Annotated in this window: 26 protein-coding genes; 17 read left to right on the top strand and 9 right to left on the bottom strand. The window is 61.0% G+C overall.

What is annotated here, in order from left to right; translation table 11 throughout:
- The first annotated feature begins 69 nt into the window (after positions 1 to 69).
- Entirely contained in the window at positions 70 to 1,377 is a 1,308-nt protein-coding gene (locus GH665_RS03780; protein ID WP_217361858.1) for a cation:dicarboxylate symporter family transporter, read from the top strand.
- Between the two features lie 44 nt (positions 1,378 to 1,421).
- On the opposite strand, the gene GH665_RS03785 is transcribed toward GH665_RS03780, so the two are convergent.
- Positions 1,422 to 1,787: a YybH family protein gene (locus GH665_RS03785; RefSeq protein WP_153134730.1), complete on the bottom strand. Its 366-nt coding sequence runs from the start codon at positions 1,785 to 1,787 to the stop codon at positions 1,422 to 1,424.
- 545 nt (positions 1,788 to 2,332) lie between these two features.
- Positions 2,333 to 3,064: an AraC family transcriptional regulator gene (locus GH665_RS03790; protein ID WP_343038667.1), complete on the bottom strand. Its 732-nt coding sequence runs from the start codon at positions 3,062 to 3,064 to the stop codon at positions 2,333 to 2,335.
- A 236-nt stretch (positions 3,065 to 3,300) separates the two neighbouring features.
- Between GH665_RS03790 and GH665_RS03795 the strand changes: the two genes are divergently transcribed.
- The gene (locus tag GH665_RS03795) at positions 3,301 to 4,851 is read left to right on the top strand and encodes a carboxylesterase/lipase family protein (protein ID WP_153134732.1); all 1,551 of its coding nucleotides are present in this window, start codon (positions 3,301 to 3,303) and stop codon (positions 4,849 to 4,851) included.
- 168 nt (positions 4,852 to 5,019) lie between these two features.
- On the opposite strand, the gene GH665_RS03800 is transcribed toward GH665_RS03795, so the two are convergent.
- From GH665_RS03800 to hemL, 3 genes are all read right to left on the bottom strand, one after another.
- Positions 5,020 to 5,655: a riboflavin synthase gene (locus GH665_RS03800; protein WP_153134733.1), complete on the bottom strand. Its 636-nt coding sequence runs from the start codon at positions 5,653 to 5,655 to the stop codon at positions 5,020 to 5,022.
- A gap of 15 nt (positions 5,656 to 5,670) precedes the next feature.
- Positions 5,671 to 6,840 carry a bifunctional diaminohydroxyphosphoribosylaminopyrimidine deaminase/5-amino-6-(5-phosphoribosylamino)uracil reductase RibD gene (gene ribD, locus GH665_RS03805; protein ID WP_153134734.1) on the bottom strand — a complete coding sequence of 390 codons (1,170 nt, stop codon included), beginning with the start codon at positions 6,838 to 6,840 and terminating at the stop codon, positions 5,671 to 5,673.
- Between the two features lie 66 nt (positions 6,841 to 6,906).
- Positions 6,907 to 8,190: a glutamate-1-semialdehyde 2,1-aminomutase gene (gene hemL, locus GH665_RS03810; protein ID WP_153134735.1), complete on the bottom strand. Its 1,284-nt coding sequence runs from the start codon at positions 8,188 to 8,190 to the stop codon at positions 6,907 to 6,909.
- Positions 8,191 to 8,530: 340 nt separating this feature from the next.
- Between hemL and GH665_RS03815 the strand changes: the two genes are divergently transcribed.
- Positions 8,531 to 9,697 (top strand): IS30 family transposase, encoded by a 1,167-nt coding sequence (locus GH665_RS03815; RefSeq protein WP_153134736.1) that lies wholly within the window; start codon positions 8,531 to 8,533, stop codon positions 9,695 to 9,697.
- A 166-nt stretch (positions 9,698 to 9,863) separates the two neighbouring features.
- Here the strand turns inward: GH665_RS03815 and GH665_RS03820 are convergent, their stop codons facing one another.
- A complete protein-coding gene (locus tag GH665_RS03820) occupies positions 9,864 to 10,457 on the bottom strand; it encodes a hypothetical protein (protein ID WP_153138216.1) in 594 nt (197 codons plus the stop codon).
- A 259-nt stretch (positions 10,458 to 10,716) separates the two neighbouring features.
- On the opposite strand from GH665_RS03820, the gene GH665_RS03825 reads away from it, so the two are divergent.
- The 3 genes from GH665_RS03825 (at position 10,717) to GH665_RS03835 (ending at position 12,878) form a co-directional block, all read left to right on the top strand.
- Positions 10,717 to 11,937: a Bcr/CflA family multidrug efflux MFS transporter gene (locus GH665_RS03825; RefSeq protein WP_153134737.1), complete on the top strand. Its 1,221-nt coding sequence runs from the start codon at positions 10,717 to 10,719 to the stop codon at positions 11,935 to 11,937.
- A gap of 219 nt (positions 11,938 to 12,156) precedes the next feature.
- Positions 12,157 to 12,384, top strand: coding sequence for a hypothetical protein (locus tag GH665_RS03830; protein ID WP_030101199.1), 228 nt, complete (start codon positions 12,157 to 12,159; stop codon positions 12,382 to 12,384).
- A gap of 89 nt (positions 12,385 to 12,473) precedes the next feature.
- Entirely contained in the window at positions 12,474 to 12,878 is a 405-nt protein-coding gene (locus GH665_RS03835) for a RidA family protein (protein WP_153134738.1), read from the top strand.
- A 30-nt stretch (positions 12,879 to 12,908) separates the two neighbouring features.
- Here the strand turns inward: GH665_RS03835 and GH665_RS03840 are convergent, their stop codons facing one another.
- Positions 12,909 to 13,379, bottom strand: a complete 471-nt coding sequence (locus GH665_RS03840; RefSeq protein WP_153134739.1) for a hypothetical protein — start codon at positions 13,377 to 13,379, stop codon at positions 12,909 to 12,911.
- Between the two features lie 138 nt (positions 13,380 to 13,517).
- A complete protein-coding gene (locus GH665_RS38635) occupies positions 13,518 to 13,691 on the bottom strand; it encodes a hypothetical protein (RefSeq protein WP_167530902.1) in 174 nt (57 codons plus the stop codon).
- A 698-nt stretch (positions 13,692 to 14,389) separates the two neighbouring features.
- Here GH665_RS38635 and GH665_RS03845 point away from each other — a divergent pair.
- On the top strand, positions 14,390 to 14,590 hold the full coding sequence (locus tag GH665_RS03845) for a hypothetical protein (RefSeq protein WP_153134740.1): 201 nt from the start codon (positions 14,390 to 14,392) through the stop codon (positions 14,588 to 14,590).
- A gap of 87 nt (positions 14,591 to 14,677) precedes the next feature.
- On the opposite strand, the gene GH665_RS03850 is transcribed toward GH665_RS03845, so the two are convergent.
- Positions 14,678 to 15,259, bottom strand: coding sequence for a recombinase family protein (locus GH665_RS03850; protein ID WP_153134741.1), 582 nt, complete (start codon positions 15,257 to 15,259; stop codon positions 14,678 to 14,680).
- 639 nt (positions 15,260 to 15,898) lie between these two features.
- On the opposite strand from GH665_RS03850, the gene GH665_RS03855 reads away from it, so the two are divergent.
- The 10 genes from GH665_RS03855 (at position 15,899) to GH665_RS03890 (ending at position 22,410) form a co-directional block, all read left to right on the top strand.
- Complete coding sequence (locus GH665_RS03855) at positions 15,899 to 16,564, top strand: hypothetical protein (RefSeq protein WP_153134742.1); 666 nt, start codon at positions 15,899 to 15,901, stop codon at positions 16,562 to 16,564.
- 129 nt (positions 16,565 to 16,693) lie between these two features.
- A complete protein-coding gene (locus tag GH665_RS03860; protein WP_153134743.1) occupies positions 16,694 to 16,912 on the top strand; it encodes a helix-turn-helix transcriptional regulator in 219 nt (72 codons plus the stop codon).
- Positions 16,909 to 17,229, top strand: a complete 321-nt coding sequence (locus tag GH665_RS03865; RefSeq protein ID WP_153134744.1) for a hypothetical protein — start codon at positions 16,909 to 16,911, stop codon at positions 17,227 to 17,229. The genes GH665_RS03860 and GH665_RS03865 overlap by 4 nt, the downstream gene beginning before the upstream one ends.
- Positions 17,226 to 17,951, top strand: coding sequence for a Rha family transcriptional regulator (locus GH665_RS03870; RefSeq protein WP_153134745.1), 726 nt, complete (start codon positions 17,226 to 17,228; stop codon positions 17,949 to 17,951). Before GH665_RS03865 ends, GH665_RS03870 begins: the two co-directional genes overlap by 4 nt.
- 314 nt (positions 17,952 to 18,265) lie before the next feature.
- On the top strand, positions 18,266 to 18,436 hold the full coding sequence (locus tag GH665_RS38640; protein ID WP_167530903.1) for a hypothetical protein: 171 nt from the start codon (positions 18,266 to 18,268) through the stop codon (positions 18,434 to 18,436).
- Entirely contained in the window at positions 18,429 to 18,662 is a 234-nt protein-coding gene (locus GH665_RS03875; protein WP_153134746.1) for a hypothetical protein, read from the top strand. The genes GH665_RS38640 and GH665_RS03875 overlap by 8 nt, the downstream gene beginning before the upstream one ends.
- The gene (locus GH665_RS38645; protein WP_167530904.1) at positions 18,659 to 18,799 is read left to right on the top strand and encodes a hypothetical protein; all 141 of its coding nucleotides are present in this window, start codon (positions 18,659 to 18,661) and stop codon (positions 18,797 to 18,799) included. Before GH665_RS03875 ends, GH665_RS38645 begins: the two co-directional genes overlap by 4 nt.
- Positions 18,792 to 19,109 (top strand): hypothetical protein, encoded by a 318-nt coding sequence (locus GH665_RS03880; protein WP_153134747.1) that lies wholly within the window; start codon positions 18,792 to 18,794, stop codon positions 19,107 to 19,109. Before GH665_RS38645 ends, GH665_RS03880 begins: the two co-directional genes overlap by 8 nt.
- Positions 19,110 to 19,191: 82 nt before the next feature.
- Entirely contained in the window at positions 19,192 to 19,521 is a 330-nt protein-coding gene (locus GH665_RS03885) for a hypothetical protein (protein ID WP_153134748.1), read from the top strand.
- A gap of 9 nt (positions 19,522 to 19,530) precedes the next feature.
- Positions 19,531 to 22,410 (top strand): DUF927 domain-containing protein, encoded by a 2,880-nt coding sequence (locus tag GH665_RS03890; protein WP_153134749.1) that lies wholly within the window; start codon positions 19,531 to 19,533, stop codon positions 22,408 to 22,410.
- The last annotated feature ends 449 nt before the right edge of the window (positions 22,411 to 22,859 follow it).

Consider the following 22,859-nt stretch of genomic DNA (forward strand, 5'->3'; position numbering starts at 1 on the left):
CACACCGCTACGCGCAGAGCCCCGCCGTCGGCAGCCTGCTGCGCGACGACTATAAAAGGAGGAGACATGATGGGCCTGATCAATGACACGGCGTCCGCGTCGTATGTGGTGCCGCACAAGCGTACCCGGCGCGCTTACTGGAGACACCCGAATCTGCTGATCGTGCTCGCCGTCGGATGCGGCGCCATGATCGGCTGGATCGATCCGAAGCTGGGTGTTGCATTGCGGCCGCTCGCGGACATGTTTATCGGTCTGATCAAGCTGGTCATCGGGCCGATCGTGTTTCTGATCATCACGACCGGCATCGCGCAGGTTGGCGACATGCGCAAAGTCGGCCGTATCGGCATCAAGGCACTCATTTACTTTGAAATCCTCACGACGATAGCGTTGATCTTCGGGTTCATCATCGGCAACCTCGTACGGCCCGGCGACGGCGTCACGCCGCCCGCCGGCGGCGTATCCGGGGAAATCGCCCGATATACGGCCGGACAAGGCGTGCTGTCGTTCTCGAGCTTTTTCTTCAAGCTGATCCCGAACAACCTGCTCGTGCCGTTCCTTCACGGCGACCTGCTTCAGATTCTCGTACTCGCCGTTCTGTTCGGGACCGCGCTGGTGCTCTCCCGCGAGAAGGGGCAACCTATCGTCGAGGGGCTTGAGCGGATGACCACGGTCGTATTCAAGGTCACCGGCATCGTGATGCTGTTCGCGCCGCTGGGTGTGCTGGGCGCAATCGGCTTCACGGTCGGCGAGTTTGGCATCACCACGCTGCTTGCACTCGCGAAACTGGTAGTGACCGCGTATGCGAGTGTGGTGCTGTTCGTTGGCATCGTTCTCGCACTTGTATGCCGTATCGTCGGGCTGCGCCTGATGCCGATCCTGCGCTATATCCGGAGTGAAATCCTGATTGCGCTGGCGACCTCGTCGTCCGAATCGGTGTTGCCCGAGCTTGCGGTCAAGCTCGATCGGCTTGGCGTTTCGCGAGCCGTGGTCGGGCTCGTGTTGCCGACCAGCTATTCATTCAATCTGACCGGTGTCGCGTTGACGCTGCCGATCAGCGTGTTGTTCATTGAGCAGGTTTATGGACTGCACCTGACGTGGCTCCAGCAGGCGAGCATTTTCGGCCTGATGCTGCTGACCTCGAAGGGTGCCGCGGGCGTCACCGGCGCCGCCTTTGTGACACTCGCCGCAACCGTGGCCGCGACCGGCGTACTGCCGCTGCAGGGGTTGGTGTTGTTGCTGGCCGTCGATCGTTTCCTCTCGGAGGCGCGCGCGGTGATCAACATCGTCGGCAATGTGATCGCGACGATCGTCGTCGGGAAATGGGAAGGCGAATGCGATGCGCAGAAGATGCGCAGTGAACTGCGCCTGGACGCGTAGCCGATGGGCGCCGGCGCATGGGCGGCATAGCGTCGCCTACGCGCCTATCGCTGCACGCCGCCGTAGTATGCCGTCACCTTCGCTGCCTGACCGGCATCGTTCAAGACGACACAGTCGATCACGCGATTCCCGTTTTCCCTGCTATACAGGATTGCGTAGCCCGAGGGTGCAAGGAGCACCTGTTCGAGTTGAAACTTCAGCTGCGGTGCCAGTTTCAGACCTAGGGCGAAGTGTTTCCGCAGTTCCGCGATTCCGCGGAGCTTGCCGTCCGGTTTCTCCCAGCGTGTCTTAACTGTCTCGGCCTCGAACACTACGTCTTGTGAGTAATGCGACATAATCCGCTCCAGATCGTGGGCGTTCCAGGCTTCGATCCAGTCCTTCGCGTGCGCTTGGGCATCTTCGTATGTCATTGTCGTTTCCCTCAGCAAGGTTTGCGGTGGTCAATTCAATTGTAGTGAGGCCCCGGATTTTTCGAGTCGTGCTTGACATGCCACACCGGCCAACCCCGGCCAACCCCGGCTACGCCAATGGACAAGCAATCGGCCAACTTGTCGCCCGGCTTGAGGATGGTTTCGCTCTCCCCAACTCGAGTGGTCAATTGCCCGTTGCAGGTCGATCAGCAAGAGTACGGCACCAGCGGGAGAAAGTGAGAAGCGCATGTGTACGGATAGACGAAGTTTTGAATCGAACTGAGGGGCGGCGCCGCTGCGGGTACCGATCGCTCGCCTGGCAGGCCGGCGCGGCGATTACCTGAAGAGGCTTCATCCACACCGGTATCCCGGTCCTCGACCGGCCACCTGCAACGCATTGCGTATCATTGTGCAGCTAACTCATTCTGTTGGCGGCGGACTTCTTACGTCGAATAAGCCGATGGGTTCTTCGCCACCACCGTGCTGCTGAACTATAGCTAGAGATCGCAATTTGCACGTCGTTCATACTGATCCGGAACGTGTGATCAGGTCTTTTGCACGACACTGTTGAGATACCTGGCCGGTGGCTTTCCGAGCGCCTTTTTGAACATCGTGATAAAGGCCGTTACCGATTCATAACCGAGATCGGCCGAAACGCGCTGCACGCTCGCGCCCGAGGCTAGCTCCCGGATTGCGACGATCAAGTGCAATTGTTGACGCCAGCGCCCGAAGGTTAGCCCTGTCTCCTTGACCACGAGACGTGCAAGACTGCTCTCGCTCAGCGCGACGTGACTGGCCCATTCCGCCAACGTGCAACGGTCTGCGGGATTTTCCACCAAGGCTGCGGCGATCCGCTTCAGGCGCGGCTCGGCCGAGAGCGGCAAATGTAGCTGCTGAACAGGCATGCGCGGCAACTCGCCGAGAAAGACGCCAATCAGGCGCGCCTCCCTCCCATCGTCGTGCTGCGTGAGGTCGGATAACTCGACGATCAATTCGCGCAGCAATGGCGAGATCGAAATAGTGCAGCACCGATCCGGCAGGACGACCAGATCTGCCTCGATGTAGACGAAAAAAAGCCGTGCATTTGCGGTGGCGAGATTGCTGTGCGCCATGCCACCAGGAATCCAGACCCCACAGTGGGGTGGCACCATCCACAGGCCGCCGGGAACGCGGCACGTGACGCTCCCACCCAACGAGAACACCAGTTGTCCCTTGCGATGCCGGTGGTCGGGCACCTCCGCCTGCGTCCCATCTGCGTCAACGCGCACGACAATCACCGGCGTGGACTGATCATCCACATCCAGATTGAGCCACGGGTAAAGCAGAGGCTGTCTCATGATTGACGGTTTTTAGCGATTGATTGCGATGATACGTAAATTAATCGAGCGGGAAAACCGATAAATTTCAGCTTGCCGATAGCACGAGCATGCGGCGCTCCCAGACGGCGCCGAGCTGATTGTTTCCATCTTCGGATGATCGTCTCGTCGCAGTCGCCCAATCAGGAGATACGACGGTGCATACCTTCATAACCGCGACAGTAGTGGAACTGGGGCGCCAGATTCGCACGCGAGCCGGCCTGGTGCTTGGCCACCAGCGAGATGCAAGCGGGGTGCTGGCGTTCAAGGGCATCCCGTACGCCGCGCCACCCATCGGGCCGCTACGTTGGCGCGCACCGCAGCCGCCGGCGCCCTGGAACGATGTGCGCGATGCGACGACATTTGGCGCGGGGTGTCTTTCGGCACTCGAAAATGATCAACGGCCCGGGCCGCGCAGTGAGGACTGCCTTTATCTCAATGTTTGGACCGCCGCGAAGCAGGCTGACGAGAAGCGGCCCGTGATGGTGTGGATTCACGGCGGCGGCTTTCAATTCGGCTCTTCCGCCAATCCCGCTACTGATGGCGGCTTATTGGCAGCCAAGGGTGTCGTTGTCGTCAGCTTCAACTATCGGCTCGGCATCTTCGGCTTTCTCGCTCATCCCGATCTCGATCTGGAAGCGCAATCAGGCAACTATGGGCTACAGGATCAGTTGGCGGCGCTGCGTTGGGTCAAAACCAATATCGCCGACTTTGGCGGTGATCCCGACAACGTCACCGTGTTCGGCAATTCCGCCGGCGCCATGGCCATCGGCATTTTGATGGCGTCGCCGCTCGCTCATGGCCTGTTCCACAAAGCCATTGGAGAAAGCGGCGCATTCTGGGATGGCAGACACGGGCCACTCCAGGGGGTTGAGGAAGCCAGAATGCGCGGGCTCGCCTTTGCTCGTCAGCAAGGCAATGCGTCTATCGCGGCGTTGCGCGCCATGCCGGCCGAACAGTTGAATGCTGCCGCGCCCTGGAGCTTCAGGACCAACCCCGTCGTGACGGCATTCACGCCGAGTGTCGATCATTATGTTGTGCCGGACGTGCCTGCGCTGCGCTTCCTGCGAGGCGAGCAGATGCACATCCCCTTGCTGGCCGGTTGGAACGCCGCAGAGGAAGTCCCGTTCGTTTCACAGTCACTTCCCGATCAATCAGCGCAAGCGTTTCGTGCCGCAGCCGAGGAGATGTTCGGCAAGGACCGGCTGGCGGATTTTCTGAAGGCCTATCCCGCCGACACCGACGCGCAAGCCAAGGCTTCCGCCGCCGCGCTCACGGGTGACTATGTGGTCGGCGAACAATGTTGGCAGTGGCTGCGGCTGCATCGAGGAAGCAGCCTCGCGCCCGTCTATGGCTACCTGTTCAACTATACGTCGCCCTACACGCCAGTTGCTTCGCACGTCACCGAAGTCCCCTTTGTGTTCGGCACTTTGACACCGCAACAGGTTATCGGCTGCGCCACGCCGCCTGCCGAAGCCGACCGCGCTCTGGCGCAGACGATCATGAGCTATTGGGTAAATTTCGCGAGGCATGGGGATCCCAACGGAGCCGGCCTGTCGTCCTGGCCGGCCTATGATGAGAAAGATGTTGTGCAGATCCTCGGCACGGCGATCGAAGCCCGCCCCAATCCGCAAGCCGTTCGCTTCCGTTTCCTCGGCAGTTTCAGAGAGAACGGTATTCTTCCGATGCGTTGGCGCGATGTGCCGTAGACGACGGGAAGCCAGGTATCCCAAGGGCGGCAGGGCGGCCAGGCGAGGCGGTTTGCTGGTGGCGGGACGGCATACGTGGCGCGAAAAATGGCCGCATACCGTCACCAGGCAGTAGATTTAGCTGGTCCTGATGAAACGACCGTAGACGCTGATTGTTGACGCGTGTGGTTACTTCAACGGGTTTTGGCCGTCCTGAGACGTGCTCAACATCCGCTCCACATACCGTGCAATCAGATCGATCTCCAGATTGACCGGCGAACCCTCGCGCAAATTCTTGAGCGACGTCACCTGCACGGTGTGCGGAATCAGGTTGATCGAAAACTCGCAGCCGTCGTCGCGATCTTTAACCGAGTTGACGGTCAGGCTCACACCGTTGACCGTGATCGAGCCTTTATAGGCGAGATAGCGGCCGATCTCACGCGGTGCCAGCACCCGCAGTTCGTGCGATTCGCCGACCGGCGCAAAATGCGTGACCGTGCCGAGGCCGTCCACGTGTCCGGAGACGATATGGCCGCCGAGCCGATCGTGCGCGCGCAGCGCCTTCTCGAGATTGACTTCGCCAGGCTCGCCCAAACCTGCCGTGCAGTTCAGGCTTTCGCGCGACACGTCGACTTCAAACGAATGCGTGGTTTTTTCCACGACCGTCATGCAGGCGCCTTGAATCGTGATGCTGTCGCCAAGCTGGACGTCTTCGAGATCGAGACCGCCGGCTTCGACATTCAGGCGCACGCCCGCGTCCCCGTCCGTGCCGAGGGGTGTGACTGATTCGATGCGGCCCACCGCCGCGACGATTCCTGTAAACATCGTGCTAATCCTTGATCAATTCGAAGTTGGTTGGGGTGCGGGCCCGGTGCCGCCCTCGATGGCCGGTTGCGGCACGGAGCGGGGCACAAAGCGCGCGAGAATCCGCAGATCGTCGCCGATCCGCTCGACCGCGTGGAAGTTCAGTTGCGTGCGGCCTTCGAGCGTTTCCGGTGCGTTGAGATTGAACATGCTCATCGAATCCATGCCGAGCAGGCTAGGGGCGAGATAGACCAGCAACTCGTCGACGCAGCCCTCGCGCAGCAGCGAGCCATTCAGCTTGTAGCCCGCTTCCACGTGCAGTTCGTTCACGTTACGCTCGCCGAGCACTTTCAACATGGCAGGCAGGTCGACTTTGCCCGCCGCGTTCGCCAGTTGCACGATTTCCGCGCCGCGCTCGCGCAGCGCGCCCGCCCGCTCTGCATGACGCTCATCGAGGTTGCCGCAAAAAATCAGCGTGGGTGCGCCGGCCAGAATCTGCGCGTCGGGCGGCACGTCGAGCTGGCTGTCGATCAGTACGCGTTGCGGCTGGCGTGGCGTGTCGACAGCGCGCACGGTCATGCGCGGATCGTCTTCCCTGACCGTACCGATGCCCGTCAGGATGGCTGACGCGCGGGCGCGCCATGCGTGACCGTCGGCGCGTGCCGCTTCGCCGGTAATCCATTGGCTGATGCCCGACGGCAAGCCAGTGCGGCCGTCCAGCGAGGCAGCGACTTTCATGCGGACCCATGGGCGGCCACGCGTCATGCGCGACACGAAGCCGATGTTCAGTTCGTGCGCTTCGTTGGCGAGCAGCCCACAACGCACTTCAATGCCGGCGTCGCGCAGCATCTTGAGGCCGCGCCCGGAGACTTGCGGATTCGGATCTTCCATCGCCGCGACCACGCGTTCGACCTGTGCTTCGATCAACGCATTCGCGCACGGCGGCGTGCGGCCGAAATGGCTGCACGGTTCGAGCGTTACGTAGGCAGTAGCCCCGCGCAGATCATGGCCGCGCGACCGTGCGTCCTTCAACGCGCGTACTTCGGCGTGATCCTGGCCGGCTGGTTGCGTGAAGCCTTCGCCGATCACCTCGCCGTTCTTGACGAGTACGCAGCCGACGCGCGGATTCGGGTCGGTCGTGTACATGCCGCGTTTGGCCAGCGCGAGCGCGCGTTCCATATGGACGAAGTCGGTTTGCGAAAACATCGTTATCCGGTCGGGTGCGGTGGCTAGGCAGTATCAGGTTTCGGCGGCTTCCGTGTCGTGCCGGTCTCAGGCCGCGAGCGAGGCGAACGCGCTGCGCGCCGCGTCGATCGTGGCGTCGATGGTCGCGTCGTCGTGTGCGATCGAAACAAAGCCCGCTTCATAGGCCGACGGCGCGAAGTACACACCCGCGTCGAGCATCTTGTGGAAGAAAGCGTTGAAGCGCGGCACATCGCTCTTCGTGACTTCGGCGAAGCTGGTCGGGACCGAGCCGGTGAAGTAGAGGCCGAACATGCCGCCGAGCGAATCGGCCGAGAACGGCACCTTTGCTTCGCGCGCGACATTGGCGAGACCTTGCGCGAGACGTGCGGTGCGGGCGGCGAGCGTGTCGTAAAAGCCCGGCGCCTGGATCAGTTGCAGCGTTTTCAGGCCTGCGGCGACTGCGATCGGATTGCCCGACAACGTACCCGCCTGGTAGACGCCGCCGAGCGGCGCGAGGTGAGCCATGATGTCGCGCCGACCGCCGAAGGCCGCCGCCGGCATGCCGCCGCCGATCACCTTGCCGAGGCATGTCAGATCCGGCGTGATGCCGTAGACCTCTTGCGCACCGCCGAGAGCGACGCGGAAACCGCACATCACTTCGTCGAAAATCAGAACCGAGCCGTACTCGGTACACAGGCGCCGCAACGCTTGCAGGAATTCAGGCGTGGCGCGCACGAGGTTCATGTTGCCGGCCACCGGTTCGACGATCACCGAGGCGATCTCGTTGCCGAACGCCTTGAACGCTTCTTCGAGTTCCGCGACATTGTTGTACTCGAGCACCGTGGTGTGCTTGGCGATATCGACCGGCACGCCCGCCGAGGTCGGATTGCCGAACGTGAGGAGGCCCGAGCCGGCTTTGACCAGCAGGCTATCGGCGTGGCCGTGATAGCAGCCTTCGAACTTGACGATACGGCTGCGGTTCGTGAAGCCGCGCGCGAGACGCAGCGCGCTCATGGTCGCTTCGGTGCCGCTCGAGACCATGCGGACCTGTTCGATCGACGGCACCAGCTTGCAGATTTCTTCGGCGATTTCCACTTCCGATTCGGTCGGCGCGCCGAAGGAGAAGCCGTTGGCCAGTACTCGCTGGACCGCTTCCAGGACCTCCGGGTGCACGTGGCCGAGGATCATCGGGCCCCACGAGCCGATGTAGTCGATATAGCGTTGGCCGTCGGCGTCCCAGAAGTAGGGGCCTTGCGCGCGCTCGATGAAGCGCGGGGTGCCGCCTACTGAACGAAAGGCGCGGACCGGGGAGTTCACGCCGCCCGGGATGGTGCGCTGGGCGCGCTCGAAGAGGGTTTCGTTTTTTGACATGGTGATGGGCGGAATTTGGGTTGCGCAGCGGCATGCGAGCTGTGGTTCTTGCGCTTCGCGCGGTGCCGGCTGGTTGGTGGGGAAATTGTACCGGAGTCGGGGGGAAGAGGTTTTGGGGCTTGTGAGCTTGCCGGGCGGGGCCGTTGGTCTTTCCTTGTTCTGGTGTTTTGGCTCTTTGGCCTTTCCTTGCTGCGTTAGTGGTCTATTAGCGTTGCCCCTGTGCGGGGCGGCACTTACTTTCTTTGCCGCCGCAAAGAAAGATAAGCAAAGAAAGCGGCGGCGGATTCAACCGGTCATTGCAACACCTCTGTTCCAATACGGAAATGGAGTGTGGAGCACGATGGAACGACAAAGAAAACATTGGTTGAGCGCGGAGCAGAAGAACGAGATATGGAGGATGTGGCGCGAGGGTGAGTCGTTGAGCACAATCGCGCGCATGCTCGAGCGTCAGCCGAGTGGGGTTTATCGGGTTGTTCACAAGACCGGTGGAATCTCTCCGGTCGCTCGTACACGATCTGCCCGGTCACTGACACTTGCCGAACGCGAGGAGATATCGCGGGCCTTGGGGGCAGACAGATCGTTGGGCCAGATTGCCCTGCAACTGGGGCGCTCGAAATCGACCATCAGCCGGGAGATCGGGCGCAATGGCGGTATTCAGCGATATCGGGCGCACGAGGCCGATGCGAATGCCTGGGAGCGTGCACGGCGGCCCAAGGCGTGTGCGTTGTCGGGCAACGCGCGTCTGCGCCGGCTGGTGGCAGCCAAGCTCAAATTACAATGGGCTCCTGTACAGATAGCGGGATGGCTCAGGCGCGAGTTCCGGGTCAACAAGGACATGCAGATATCTCACGAGACGATCTACCGCAGCCTGTTCATCCAGGCGCGCGGGGTGCTTAAAAAGGAACTCGTCACCCATCTTCGTACGAACCGTACGATGCGTCAGGCGAAGAGCGCCTCGGCAAGCGGCCAGAACAGGGGCAAGATAATCGGGGCAGTGTCGATCAGCGAAAGACCCGCTGAAGTGGAGGACCGCGCGCTGCCCGGTCACTGGGAGGGCGATCTGCTGGCGGGTTCGAACAACACCTACATTGCCACACTGGTGGAGCGGCACTCGCGTTATGTGATGCTGGTCAAGGTGGCAGGCAAGGACACGGCAAGTGTGGTGTCCGCGTTGATAAAACAGGTGAACAAGCTGCCAAAAGAACTGCGTGGATCGCTGACATGGGACCGCGGCACGGAAATGGCGAGCCACCGGAACTTCACGATTGCCACGGACGTGCAGGTGTATTTCTGCGATCCGCGAAGTCCATGGCAACGGGGCAGTAATGAAAACACGAATGGCCTGCTGCGTCAGTACTTCCCCAAAGGCGAGCCGGTGGGCGGCTATTCGCAGTCAGAATTGAACAAGGTCGCCGCGCGCCTGAACGGTCGGCCCCGGCAAACCTTGCAATTTATGAACCCGGCTGAAAAACTGGCAGAAACGTTGGGTGTTGCGTTGACCGGTTGAATCCGCCGCTTCACACCGCCAGCTCATAAGCGGGTCCCCCGCGCAGCCACGGTAGTGGTGCATCTGGAATCTGTGTTCTCGCACATTCGGCGCTAGTGACAAGGCCGTCATACTTCCGGCGGCGCTGTGCGCGCCGACGCGGTGCTTCGCCAACCCTTGGCGGCGTTTAGGTCTTGTGTGCGCGTTTTGCTGCGGGTTTCCTGGACGGCTCCGGCTTTGTTTTCGCGCGGCTTTCTGTCGCGGTTTTCGCCGCTGCCGCCTTGTGGGCCGTTACCTTGCTTGAGCGAATGAGGCCTCCTGGCTCATCCAGCTTTGGCGGCTTGCGCTTGCCTGTGAGTTCGGCCCAACGCTTTTCCAATGCGCCTTCGGCGATCGGCTTGATGACGGTCCCCGAGCTTTGCGCATCCCATGTCTGTACCGAAAACGGATGCGTGCGCAGCATGTCGCGCGCAATCACGACGCCCTCGTGGGCGTCGACCACCCAGTCATACACGAAGTCGATGCACAAGCGGTAGCCTCGCTTCGTCGCCGGGTCGGGGACCTCGTACGGCGCGCGCGTGACGTAGCCCGAGCCAAAAATGCCCTTGGGCTCCTGCGCGACACGGTGCAGGAATACGCGGTCACCCGGCAGGATGCTGCGGGCAAATCCGCATCCCCAGACGTCAGCCACCGCCACGCCCGCGGCAACCCGTTTCGCTACGGCAGGCAACTCGGGCCACGGCCATTTCTTGGGGCTCCAGATCAGCAGGAAAGCAGTCATGTCGGGGTCGGGGTAGGCTGGGTTGGCTTCAGGTGAAGGGTGGTGCGGGCGGCGTTGCGGGGCGCGCCCCAAGAGTTCTCGCGGCAGCTTAACCGATCGGCGGGGCGCCTGTCGCGGTGCAGGGGCGGCCCGTCCAGCCAGGTTCCGGGCGCGGCGGATGCTTGAGTCGTCGCGTACAATTGAGGTCGTCAGGCTGCGGTTTGAGCCGTTTCACCGCGTTTCGCTGCCGATCACGGCGCGGCGCTTCATCTGGATTCCCATGTCTCACGTCACCAGACGCCGGCCCGATGGCCGGCTGATTCTGTTGCTCGGTGCGCTTGCCGCATGCGGGCCGATTTCCATCGATATGTACTTGCCGAGCCTGCCGACCATCGCGCAGGCATTCGCCATCAGCACCGGCGCCGCGCAAACCACTCTCACCAGCTTCATGTTCGGTTTTTCGATCGGCATGCTGCTCTATGGTCCGCTGTCGGACACCTATGGCCGCCGGCCTGTGCTGCTCGGCGGCATCATCATGTATGCGCTGGCGAGCGTGGCCTGCGCGCTGTCGTTTTCGATCGAGTCGCTGGTGACGTTCCGCTTCGTGCAGGCGCTCGGCGCGGGTGCGGCTTCGGTGCTGGCGCGCGCAATCGCTCGTGACGCGCACGGGCCGACCGACGCCGCGCGCGTGCTGTCGATGCTGGCCATCGTCACGTCGATCGGGCCGTTGCTCGCGCCGTTGATCGGCGGGCAGTTGCTGCTGCTTGGCGGCTGGCGCGTCGTCTTTATCGTGCTGACGCTATTCGGCGCAGTGTGCGCGGTGACCGCGTTTCTCAAGGTGCCGGAAACCTGGCCGCCCGAAAAGCGCGCGCATTCGGCGCTGCTGAAATCGTTCGGTGCCTATGGCAAGTTGCTGCGCGATCCGGTCGCGTGGGGGCACATGCTGTGCGGCGGTATGGCGTTCGCGTCGATGTTCGCTTACATCACCGCGACGCCTTTCGTTTACATCGAATATTTCCACGTGTCGGCGCAGCATTACGGCTTTCTGTTCGCGTTGAACATCGTCGGCATCATGTTCGGTAACTTCATGAATACGCGTCTTGTCGGGCGGCTGGGTTCGTTGCCCATCATTTCGTTTGCCGCGACGGTGAGTTGCATCGCGTCGCTGTTCGTCTGTCTCGTTTCGCTCACAGGGTGGGGCGGACTCTGGTCGATCGTCTTCGGTCTGTTCTTCGTGGTCGGCGTCGTTGGACTGTTGTCCGCCAACTGTACGACCGATCTTATGCATCGGTATCCGGTGAATGCCGGCGCCGCGGCCGCCGTGTTCGGCGCCGTGCAGTTGGCGCTTGGCGCGTTGTCGAGCCTCGCAGTGGGACTCTGGCAGGACGGTTCGCCTAAGGGCATGGGCGTGGTTGTGGGCGTTGCTGGCGTGTTGTGTTACGTCGGCCGGATTCTGGTTGTTAAATGGCACGGAATGAAGGTGCCCGTCGCCGCGGTTTGAGGCGGACCGTGTCCGAATGAGTCTGTATGAGGCCGCTTGAGGCGCGAGTCCGTTGCTCAAGGAGGATCATCGTTCCTTAGCCGAAACGCGCGGCAAACCTGTGTCTGCGCCCAGCATTAATCAGCGTGTCTACGGAAAACACCAGGTGTTGCGCGCGCGCTACCGTGCGTTTTGATTTGCATTGCTATGATGGAGTCACTGTTCCTCGGAGCGGCAATCATGGCGATCAGAGATTTGATGAACGGCGAGCGGCAACATGCTGCCTTTGCCGAAGCGCAGAAGCTGGCAGACAGCGGCGCCTATCACGATTACACGGACATCGAATACGTCTTGCGCTTTGATTACGGTTTGTCTGATGTATCAGCGCTGCTCGACAGTCAGCTGATGCATCGCGACCTGAATCGCCGTTGCGCCGATGCGCGTGAGAAGCTGGATGTGCCTGCTTAGCGTGTGAGCGCGTGACACGCGCGGCGAGTGCTTGCAGTGCCCCGCGCGTAGCCATGCGCCGCTTAGGCGCGATCCCCTTTGGAGTTTTCATGGCCGTTAGCCAGCACGACCTGCACCTGCCGCACCTGGATAATCCCGCTGCTTTGGCGAAGCCAGGTGGCCACTACAGCCACGTCGCGATTGCGAATGGTTTTGTTTTCGTCTCGGGGCAGTTACCGATCAACCCGCAAGGCGAAAAACTCGCGGATGCCTCGTTCGAGATTCAGGCCGAGCAGGTGCTGGCGAATCTTCAGGCTGCGCTCGAAGGCGCCGGCAGCAGCATGGCGCAACTAGTGCAGGTGCGCGTCTATATCGTCGATGTCGAAAACTGGGCGAGCTTTAATCAGATTTACGCGCGTTGGGCCGGCGACGTGCGGCCGGCGCGTGCCGTCGTGCCGGTCCCTCATCTGCATTACGGCTTGAAGATCGAGATCGAAGCGACCGCGCTGGTTTAAGTCGTGGTTAAAGTGTTTTTGCGCACTGGCTTAGTGAATCACGAGCCCATTGAACTGGGCATTGCCCACGCCGGCCGCGATATTCACGCCGACGTTGCCGCTCACTGCCGCCAGTGAACCGGCACCGAGTCTCGCAGTGGCGTTGCCCGTCAACTGCGCGGTGGTCTGCAGATTCTGTTGGGAGGCGATCGCGGTCTGCGGTGTGCCGGCGAGGGCGATCTGATTGGTCTGCGCATTCAGCGTTCCGGCCGCCAGATTCACGCCGATATTGCCGCTTGCGCCTTTCAGCGCATTCGCGCCAACCGTAGCTGCGCACGCTCCAGTCGACGCACTGCCGTGTACATTCTGCAAACTGGACAACCCAGCGGAGCCGAACACCGCGGCGCTGTCGCCGTCGGACAGCGCTGTTGACGTGCCCGCAAATGTATCTGCAAACGCGGACGGAACGACCGTGCTCGCGGCAACCCAAATCGATGCAACGGCTAAAGCTCGGATTTTCATGAGCAGCTCCCTAGCTTGTGCTGAGCGCACAGATAGTCTTGATATCGACCGGGGGAGCAAGATATTGAGGGAGGGGTTCCCCTTAATAGCGGACAGCGCCAGGAAATAGAAATCGACTGGCGCCAGCCTGACTGCGGCTTACCATCTCCCGTGACCGCCGTAATAACCGCCGACGCCAACCCCCACGCTGACGCTCGGGGCGGCGTAGTAGCCGGGGGCATATCCGTATGCCGGTGCGTAGCCGTACGGCGGCGCGACGACACATCCGGTCAGGCCCAATGCGAAGCCGATCACAAACAGTAGTTTGACCATGGTTCCTCCCTCTTTAAGACTTGGAGGAGCCGGGAGCAGGGTTCGTTCGGGCTGCCGTGTGACGGCAAATTACGAAACCTCGATTTGATCGGGCTTCATTTACAGTTGCTTACCCGTTCGACGTATTGCGTGATGGCAGACCTTACTGGCATGTCGCCAATTGACGGGTTGTTCGGTGGCCGGAAACGAAAAACGGGCCGAGTGGCCCGTTTTCATTGAGTGTCTGGCGGAGGCGGTGTCTTTCACTAATCCTTACTGGGTAAGGCTTTGCGTCGAAGTGTGCCCAAAGGTACCCGAAAAAGTACCCGGAATTCGGCCATGTCGCGGTGGAAACTGGAGGGCAATGCGCCGCGCTCTGACGAACGAAAACGTTTGGAGACGTGGAGACAGTATCTGTTTTTCCATAAAAACCCTTACTCCATAACACTTTGCCGTGTCTCCAGGTTGTCTCCAAAGTGTCTCCAATGATTTGGCACTTGGGAGACAGAGAAAACGGTCAGTCACGGCATATGGCGACTAAGTACCCGCCTCTGGAACGCTCCGCGCAAAGGACACCCCGCGCCGCCACCTACCACGGCGCTGGCAAGTCCGGAAACCGAGTTTTCCACGTTGGAGGAACCGGCTAGGAAAACGGCTAACAAGCCGCTCGCCAGCATCGAGTACGCTGATCTTCCGACTAACGAATATTGGAGAGCGCAGTGGATCTCGATCAATCCAAGGACGATGAGGGCGAGCGCGAATATCTGAAGGGGCTTCGCGCGACCTTCAAGGACGAAATTGTAGTGTTGAAGCTGGCAGGCCCGATGGGTATGCAATATTGGGAGTCGAGGGTCGTGCGCCACCGGCTCGCTGACGCATCGGACGACGAACTGTTGATGCTGTATCCGATGCCCAAATAGCGCGGTGCGCTGACTCCGCAACCTCTCGCTGAGTTGAACGAAAACGGGCTTCGCGGCCCGTCGAAGGCTAGTTTGGATGACGAGGCTTTAGGCGGCGTTGCGCAGCGCCTTGAGGATGGTCGGGTGAGAAACGCCATATTCGACCGCCAAACCCCGCGCCGTCGCGCCGCCAGTTGTTATCCGCTTCCGTATCTCCGCCTTCTGTTCGTCGGTCAGGCTCGCCTTGCGGCCGAGCTTCCGGCCTTCCTCTTTCGCCCGCGCGAGGCCCGCGTGTGTGCGCTCAATCAGTATGTCACGCTCGAACTGTGCGACGGCCGCCAGTACGGTCATATGCAGCCGTCCGCTCGCGCTGGTGAGGTCAACGCCCTTGAGGGCGAGGCAATGAACATGCACGCCAATTGCTGCCAGCATTTCGACGGTGACCAGCACGTCCGTGGTATTGCGCCCCAGACGGTCGAGCTTCGTCACGACAAGCGTGTCACCTTCGTCCAGCTTGTCGAGCAGTTTGGAAAAGCCGGGGCGCTCCGCTGCTGGAACGCTGCCCGATACTGTTTCCGTGATCGTGTGGCGAGGTTGCACCGTGAAACCGGCCGCGCGCACTTCGAGCAGTTGGTTATCGGTGGTCTGCTCGGCGGTCGATACGCGGGCGTAGAGGAAGGTGCGGGCCATGTCGTTTCTTGGTAATCAATCGTGGTAATTATCATAGATGGTAATCAATGTGTTTACAAGGGATTGATTACCGATTTAGATGCCCGAGAGTTTGCGGTAGATAAACGCTCGTTTGTTTACCGCTATCCGCGTCCTGCACGGTATATTCATGCGCGCTGAAATAACCGGGAGTAATCCAATGAGTTCGCACAGAAGCGAAGCGGAGCTGCGACTTAGCACGACGCACACTCTGGAGTTTGATGTATATCGGACGCCTTTCTGGCTACCTAACGATAGACCGCAATCGAAATCAAGGAGCGTTGCGCTAGTTTGTGGCGAGTGCGTCAGCACAGACCGGCTTGAAATCAAACTCGATTACATCGAGTCATCGGGAGGCCTCCCGGGCGACCAAATCGTTGCGGATTCGTACGAGTGTCCGCGCTGCGGTGTTCGGCTTGTTCTCGCGAGCGCAAAGGCGTCGAGCCGCGTTGTCAAAAAGGGAGCGGTTTAGGGCTCCGTTCCAATGTCTGGCCGTGGCGGGCCTGTTCGGCACATCACGGGATAGAATGGGAACCGCGAGGCATAGGGCGGCTACCTGAAAACCGGACACCTTCCCCGGCTGGCCTCCCCCCATCAGAAGGCGCATCAGAAGGATGCACTATGAGCAAAGGTCCAGTTCGTGAGCTGTCAGACTATGAAATTCTGGCTTCGGCCGACGCGTTCGGTGAAGCGTTGAAATCGTCCATTCTCGGAAGCTCCGGCGATTGGGAATCGCTCGTTGTCGGAAATGCCAACTCGGTTTTTGAACATGAGCGACGGGCTCTACTCGCGGCATCCGAGACCATGATTGAACGGTTTCTAAACGACACAAAATACGTGCGTGAATGGCTTGCAAAGCCGGAAGTGAAGCGCGCGATTGCCGAGCTCGAAAAGCTTGGCCTGATGGAAGAAGAGGATAGCCGGTTCGTCTCGCTTGCCGTCAAGCTGGTGACGCTGTCCCGGAACGGCGATGTCGAGTCACGACAGGCGTTCCGGCAAATCTGGAATGACGAACGGTGCGATGCCAACATGGCGCTTATGCTGTGTGCGCTGGCAAAGAACAAGCCGAGCGGCCTCGTTCATCAGGACGACGCTGAAGATTTCCGGAAATGGGCAAAGGACAACAGCATCACCGTGTCGAACTTCCCCGAATTAAAAGCCCAGGTCCTCGCCGATGAACACATTGCCTGGATAGCGGACAAGTACCGGCCAGAGACATTGCGGCGCTGGTACGACGAGGCACGGCCGAGGATGTTGAGGCCCGGCCGCCCGCCAAAGAAAAAATAGTCGCCATTGGTTGAAAATCAATTTCAACGGTTCGCGTGAATTTTAATTTCCCACTGAATTTCAAATAATCCACCTCATACCGCTATGGCGGGTCTCCCATAAGCCTTGCGGGAATTCATGAGGTGATTCATGTCACAAACCACATTCCCGGCCGCACCCGCTAGCGGCCAGCTTTATCGCCTGCCTGCCGTCATGGCAAAAACGGGCCTGTCCAAATCTGAAATCTATCGACGGCTAAAAAACGGTACGTTCCCCGTTCCAGTCGAGTTGGGCCTACGCGCTCGCGCATGGCGTGACGAAGATTTGCAAGCATGGTTCCAAACTCTGGTGAAGCGGGGGCAACAATGAGCGCTCCCGCATCCGAAACCCGTCAGGACGCGAAAGCGCGGATTGTCGCGAAGAGAAAAGCGGACAGGGAAAATACGCTCGCTATCCGCGTCGCCGAAGCGGCCCTGTACGCTTCCCAGCTTAACGAACTACGCGACAGGTATTGCTCCGCATTCGGGCAGTGTATGGACCGCGAGCGTACAGCGGCTGCACGAAACATGTTCGTTGTGGCCGGAATATTCGAGCGCGACGCCCGCCATTTTCCGAGGCGCGTAACAAAGGCTATTGAACTGATGAAGCTTGCTGTTTTCCTGCTGGAAAGCAAGGTGGCGTCATGAGACAGGGCCAGTTGAGCAAGCACGAATCGCAATCAGTGTCGCTGCAATTGCCATTGGTCGATGTGAATGCTAACGCGGGAGCGCTTGTGCATCTGCATCGGGGCGTGGCGGTAACAGACTCGCTGACCATTGCGCGTGAATTCGGACGCCAGCATAAAGACGTGTTGCGTACGCTGGATGGTCTCATTGCTGACGCAACGATAGATCGGCGCAATTTTGCGCTGACCTCCTACACGGACGAAATGAACCGGCAACAACGCGCAATCGAACTTGATGAACGCGCGGCGTTGATCGCAATGCCTTTTGTTGGCGGCCGTAATTCCCGTGTCGGACAAGCACGTCTGGTCGATGCCTTTCTCGCACTGCGCGAGCGGACGGCTCTGCCTGATGCCGCTGACTGGCTGGAATCACGCCGACAGACCCGCGCCAGCTTTCGCATGATGGCATCCGCTCTGGAACTGACGCGCGCCGACGCGGGCAAGCTCACGAAACCGCACCACTACGCGAACGAAGCCCGGTTGCTGAACAGCGTCATTACCGGCCAGTACGGCCCGCTTGAACGCGACGCGCTGTCACTTTCCGATCTGGGGTTGCTGGAAGAACTGGAAGCCCGCAATGCGATCCTGATTGCGCGCGGGAGGGCATATGACGAACGGAAGGCCGTGTTGTTGCAGATTGCGGCGGTTTTTCGTTCGGCGCTCTGCGTCGGCGGTATGCAGTGACGGCCGCCCAATCCCGGTTTGCCTGTGCCGCGCCGCCGCTTGCGCGGATCGGCGGCGCGCAGTATGCTGGGCGCGTCGCTGAAACAGCAGCGGCCGGGCTTGGAACCCCGACTAATGTAAGCGCACGGCCGCGCAGAGCGGCTTTTTTGTGCGTGTCGCCTTCGCGCGTCGCTTTCAATGGGCGGGCCTTGGTAGGGACGGCTTCGGCCGTGCCGGGTGCTTACGTTACCGGTGTTCCAACCCTGTCAATGTGCCCGTCCACCCCGTTTGGAACCGGGGGGCGGGTCTTAACCGCTAACGTAAGAGGCCGCACCATGCGCCATATTCCCGCTCGTCCTGAGCAAATTCAATCCGCTATCGAAATCATCCGCGCCGCCCTTCGCGCCGCTGCACTCGCACCGGACGACGCTGCCGCGCTCGATGCGACCGGCGACGCGTTGCGCCGTCTGTTCGAGCTGGCCCGCGTGGAGGTGCGTCATGGCTGAAATTCTGAACGCAGACCGCGAGCAATCCCGTACAGACGCCTTCGACATTGCCGTGATTCGCGTCGATCAGTTGCAGGCGCTGGCTTCGCTGTTGAGCTTGGAAGAGGTTGCAAGCGAATTCGCTGGCCTTGAAGTTTCCGGCCAAGTAGCGATTTTCGGGCTATTTGAGGATGCACTCTCAGATGTGCGTTTGGCTCTGGAGCGAACAACGGAGGCACACGCATGAATGCATCTCTCAAAATTATCTGTGCCGCTCTACGCGATGCCGCGACAGCGCCGACCCTCTTTGATGCACTCGACGCAACCGGCGACGCACCGCGCTGTCCGGCAGAACTGGCCCGCATGGAGGTTCGTCATGGCTAACGCACTCTTACGACCCACGAGCATCAACTGGGTGTCCCTACGCGGTATTCAGTTGGAGTATGACGCGGTGGACGAACAGACCCTTATCGGCGCCGGCCTGATTGAACCGGAACACATGCCGGGTGCGGCTTGCCGCAGTTACGTCAGGCGCGATCACATCTTCGTTAGTCGTCGGAAGGACGGCAGGGTGAACGCCCGTCTAGACGCGGACTATGTGCTGTCCCGCGACGGCAGCTTTAAACGATTCCTTGGCGCTCTCATGGCCGATACAAGGCTATCGCTTGTGCAGGGGGAAATTTCAAACGACTAACCTGATAGACCGGTAGACCGAATCCCCGCATTCCATGCTGATTTTCTGTGGGCGGTGCATGCCGCCCGCTAAGGAGTACTACATGCAAAACTATACCTGCATTATTCACTTCCCTGGCGACGACGCGCCGCCCTTCGAAACGCGCGTCGCCGTGGTTCATGAGGTTGCCGTCACGGCAGGCGCACTGGCTGCCGATGCCGTTATCGATACGCTGGATAAAACAGATATGGCGGCGGAGATGCAACACGCCGTCAGCTTGTTTATGGGGACGTGCGTTCGAGATTTTGAGCCGTCCGGGCGACCCGGCCGGATCGTCGCGCTATTCGACATACAGTCCGCATTCCTTGCCGGGTTCGTCGGGCGGGTGCAGCAAGTCATGATGCATGCCGGGATCGGCGTCACGCGGCATTGAGGGTGCGCCGTGGCCGATAGTCTGCATGATGAACTCGAACGCGCACGCATCGCATTGGGCTATATCCCGCCTGATGATCGCGAGACATGGCGCAAGGTGGGAATGGCGCTTAAGGCCGAATTTGGCGAGGAAGGGTTTGCTCTCTGGAGCGAATGGAGTCAGGGTGCGTCGAACTACAACACCAGGGATGCGCGCGACGCATGGAAATCGTTCAAGGGCGGCCGGATTACGATCAATACGCTTTTCCATATCGCGAAGGGACACGGTTTCGACCCGCGCGCATGTAAGGCAAAGCCGGTTGACCCCGCAGAGCGCAAGCGCCGCGATATAGAGCGCGCGAATCGTAAAGCGGTCGAGCTGGCAGAGGAAACCGCGCGGCACAAAGCCGCGGCCATGGAGGCGGCGCGGATATGGGACGCGGCCGGTGCGGCTCCGGTCGATCATCCCTACCTTGTGCGTAAGTTGATCCAGCCGGGGGAGCTGCGCCTGTATCGTGGGCCGCTACGTTTCGGCACAACCGCGTGCGACGGCGCGTTGATCGTTCCGGTGTGCGACGCTGCGGGGAAGCTCTGGACGCTCGAATTCATCCTCGAAGATGGACAGAAACGCTACCTGAAAGACGGCCAGAAGGCGGGACACTTCGCTATCGTCGGCGGCCCGGTGGGCGAGACGTTGCTGATTGCGGAGGGCTATGCGACCGCCAGTACGCTCGCCGACGCTACGGGGTTGCCGTGTGCGGTGGCATTCGACGTGGGGAACCTGCTGGCGGTTGCCAGGGGGTTGCGCGACCGGCATCGTGACGCGCGCATTGTCCTGTGTGCCGATGACGACTACCGCACAAAGGGCAATCCGGGCGTGACGACCGCGAAGGCGGCGGCCGCCGCTGTTAGCGGCGCGGTGGCCGTGCCTGACTTTGGCGACAAGCGCCCCGTCTCTGGAACGGACTTCAATGATCTGGCCGCGCATCGGAGTGTGCAAGTGGTAGCCGCCGTCGTGCGTTCTGCGATGGATACAGGCAGTGCGGACGGTGCGGGCAATGCCAAGACGCCCACGGCGGCGACGAAGCCCGCCAAGGCCCGGAAAACGGCTCGGGCGCTCGATGGGAAATCACGCTTCGAGGTGGACGATACCGGCGTCTGGTATCACGGCTTCAACGGTCAGGGCGAGGCGTTGCCGCCGCATTGGATCAGCACGCGCGTGGACGTGACCGCAGAGACGCGCAACGAAGCCAATAGCGAATGGGGCTACCTACTCGACTTTACAGATCGCGACGGCGTGACGAAGCGATGGGCCGCGCCCGCTGCACTGTTCGCGGGTGACGGGACCGAATTGCGGCGCGAGCTGCTGGCAATGGGCGTCAAGATCGGCCATACCCAGACCGCCCGTCAGCAAATCGCGAACTACATTCAAATGTCGCGGCCGGATGCGCGCTACCGCTGCGTGCCGCGCATCGGCTGGCATCAGGGCGCGTTCGTGTTGCCGGATCGCGTGATAGGCGAAGGCCGCGAGCCGATGATTTACCAGTCGGATGCGCCGATACAAAGTCAGTTTCGCGAGAACGGCACGCTGGCCGAATGGCGGCGCGAGGTGGCCGCGTATTGCGTTGGCAATAGCCGCCTGCTGTTCTGTGTGTCCGTCGCGCTGGCGGGGCCGCTATTGCACTTTGCGGGGCTGCAATCGGGCGGGTTTCACCTGCTCGGTTCCACCTCCGAGGGCAAGTCAACGGGCGGTGCGGTGGCCGCGTCGGTGTACGGCTCGAAAGACTACGTGCGCGGCTGGCGGGCGACCGATAACGCGCTGGAGGCGGTAGCCGCGCAACACGCGGACGCGGTGCTGATACTCGACGAAATTGGGCAGGTCGAGCCGCGCATCGTGGGCGACGTGGTTTATATGCTGGCGAACGAAGCGGGCAAGTCGCGCGGTGCGCGTGCTGGCGGCGCGAAGCCGGTTTTGAGCTGGCGGCTGCTGTTCCTCTCGAACGGTGAGAAAAGCATTGACGCACTAATGGCTGAGGGCGGGCGACCGATGAAGGGCGGCATTGAAGCACGATTGCCCGCCATACCCGCCGATGCGGGCAGGGGAATGGGCGCGATTGAGGCGCTACACGGCTTCGATTCGTCACGCGCCCTTGTGGAGCATCTGAAACACGCCGCCGGCCGGTTCTACGGCACGGCAGGACCGGCCATGATTCAGTGCGCTTCGGAGCTTGCGGACGATCTGCCCGATGTGTTGCGCGCGGCTGTATCGGCGCTGGTGGACGAATGGGTGCCACGCGATGCTAACGCGGCCGTTGCGCGCGTGGCTGAACGGTTCGCGTTGGTTGGTGCAGCGGGAGAACTGGCGGCAGCAAACGGCATTACCGGATGGCCAAAGGGTGAGGCAGAAGCGGCGGCGCGGGCGTGTCTTGATGCGTGGATCAATGCGCGGGGCGGCACGGGCAGCGCCGACCATGCGGCAATGCTGCGTCAGGTGGCTTTGTTCTTTCAGGCGCACGGCGCGGCCCGGTTCGAATGGCTCCACCGGATGCAGGACGATCATCGCGCCAACGTCATGCACCGGGCCGGGTTCAAGAAGTTGATGAGGCACGGCGCGGACGGCACTACGGCGGTGGAGACGAATGAAGCGTGGGTCGCGGAATATGGCACTGGCAAGGAGATGAGCGTTGCGGATGCCAACGATAGCGAAACGGAGTACTGGGTGTTGACCGAGGTTTTCCGCAATGAGGTTTGCAAGGGCTTTGACTACAAGCTGATTGAGCGGTTGCTGCTGGAGCGCGAAGTCTTGAGGCCGCGAGCGGACGGCCATGCAACGCGCCGTGAGCGCGTGCCGACAATCGGGCATGTTCAGGTGTACCGCGTTATGCCGTCGATTCATTCACTCGCAGCTTGATTGCGTGACCCGCGCCGGGAGGGCGGCGGCGCGGCGGTGTACTTCGCGCGCAAACTAGGTTTCAACTGCGTTCCAGCATCGGAATGGGTCGGTTCGCCTTGGTGATTAAGTCGATATCGGTAACAATGCAAGCGCATTGTCTCCATGTCTCCAGACACAAGGCGGCTGTCTCCAACCGTCTAGGAGACCCTGAAAGCCTTGTCCAGTATGGGTTGCGGCCAGAACCGTGGCGTTGTCTCCATGTCTCCAGCCGATTCGAGGCGAGGTCAAGATCGAGCACGGCGTGCCATCTTACGGTGCCTTGAATACAGGCAGCCTTGTGTGGCAAAGGGTTGACGGCTGGAGACCGTCGAAAGTGTCGTCTTTCATGGCGGGGGGTAGGGGCGCTTTACCGGGGGTAGACGTTCCCGGCTGGCGGTTGATCCTTGCGGTATCTGCAACAGCGCTCC

This window comes from Paraburkholderia agricolaris (assembly GCF_009455635.1).
Lineage (GTDB): Bacteria > Pseudomonadota > Gammaproteobacteria > Burkholderiales > Burkholderiaceae > Paraburkholderia > Paraburkholderia agricolaris.

Coding starts and splice junctions, on each gene's coding strand:
- GH665_RS03850 (WP_153134741.1), bottom strand. CDS start 15,259: ATGGCCCGCACCTTCCTCTACGCCCGCGTATCGACCGCCGAGCAGACC.
- GH665_RS03780 (WP_217361858.1), top strand. CDS start 70: ATGGGCCTGATCAATGACACGGCGTCCGCGTCGTATGTGGTGCCGCAC.
- GH665_RS03875 (WP_153134746.1), top strand. CDS start 18,429: ATGGCTGAAATTCTGAACGCAGACCGCGAGCAATCCCGTACAGACGCC.
- GH665_RS38645 (WP_167530904.1), top strand. CDS start 18,659: ATGAATGCATCTCTCAAAATTATCTGTGCCGCTCTACGCGATGCCGCG.
- GH665_RS03880 (WP_153134747.1), top strand. CDS start 18,792: ATGGCTAACGCACTCTTACGACCCACGAGCATCAACTGGGTGTCCCTA.
- GH665_RS03785 (WP_153134730.1), bottom strand. CDS start 1,787: ATGACATACGAAGATGCCCAAGCGCACGCGAAGGACTGGATCGAAGCC.
- GH665_RS03815 (WP_153134736.1), top strand. CDS start 8,531: ATGGAACGACAAAGAAAACATTGGTTGAGCGCGGAGCAGAAGAACGAG.
- hemL (WP_153134735.1), bottom strand. CDS start 8,190: ATGTCAAAAAACGAAACCCTCTTCGAGCGCGCCCAGCGCACCATCCCG.
- GH665_RS03835 (WP_153134738.1), top strand. CDS start 12,474: ATGGCCGTTAGCCAGCACGACCTGCACCTGCCGCACCTGGATAATCCC.
- GH665_RS03820 (WP_153138216.1), bottom strand. CDS start 10,457: ATGACTGCTTTCCTGCTGATCTGGAGCCCCAAGAAATGGCCGTGGCCC.
- GH665_RS03800 (WP_153134733.1), bottom strand. CDS start 5,655: ATGTTTACAGGAATCGTCGCGGCGGTGGGCCGCATCGAATCAGTCACA.
- GH665_RS03825 (WP_153134737.1), top strand. CDS start 10,717: ATGTCTCACGTCACCAGACGCCGGCCCGATGGCCGGCTGATTCTGTTG.
- GH665_RS03840 (WP_153134739.1), bottom strand. CDS start 13,379: ATGAAAATCCGAGCTTTAGCCGTTGCATCGATTTGGGTTGCCGCGAGC.
- GH665_RS38635 (WP_167530902.1), bottom strand. CDS start 13,691: ATGGTCAAACTACTGTTTGTGATCGGCTTCGCATTGGGCCTGACCGGA.
- GH665_RS03830 (WP_030101199.1), top strand. CDS start 12,157: ATGGCGATCAGAGATTTGATGAACGGCGAGCGGCAACATGCTGCCTTT.
- GH665_RS03860 (WP_153134743.1), top strand. CDS start 16,694: ATGTCACAAACCACATTCCCGGCCGCACCCGCTAGCGGCCAGCTTTAT.
- GH665_RS03855 (WP_153134742.1), top strand. CDS start 15,899: ATGAGCAAAGGTCCAGTTCGTGAGCTGTCAGACTATGAAATTCTGGCT.
- ribD (WP_153134734.1), bottom strand. CDS start 6,840: ATGTTTTCGCAAACCGACTTCGTCCATATGGAACGCGCGCTCGCGCTG.
- GH665_RS03885 (WP_153134748.1), top strand. CDS start 19,192: ATGCAAAACTATACCTGCATTATTCACTTCCCTGGCGACGACGCGCCG.
- GH665_RS03870 (WP_153134745.1), top strand. CDS start 17,226: ATGAGACAGGGCCAGTTGAGCAAGCACGAATCGCAATCAGTGTCGCTG.
- GH665_RS03865 (WP_153134744.1), top strand. CDS start 16,909: ATGAGCGCTCCCGCATCCGAAACCCGTCAGGACGCGAAAGCGCGGATT.
- GH665_RS38640 (WP_167530903.1), top strand. CDS start 18,266: ATGCGCCATATTCCCGCTCGTCCTGAGCAAATTCAATCCGCTATCGAA.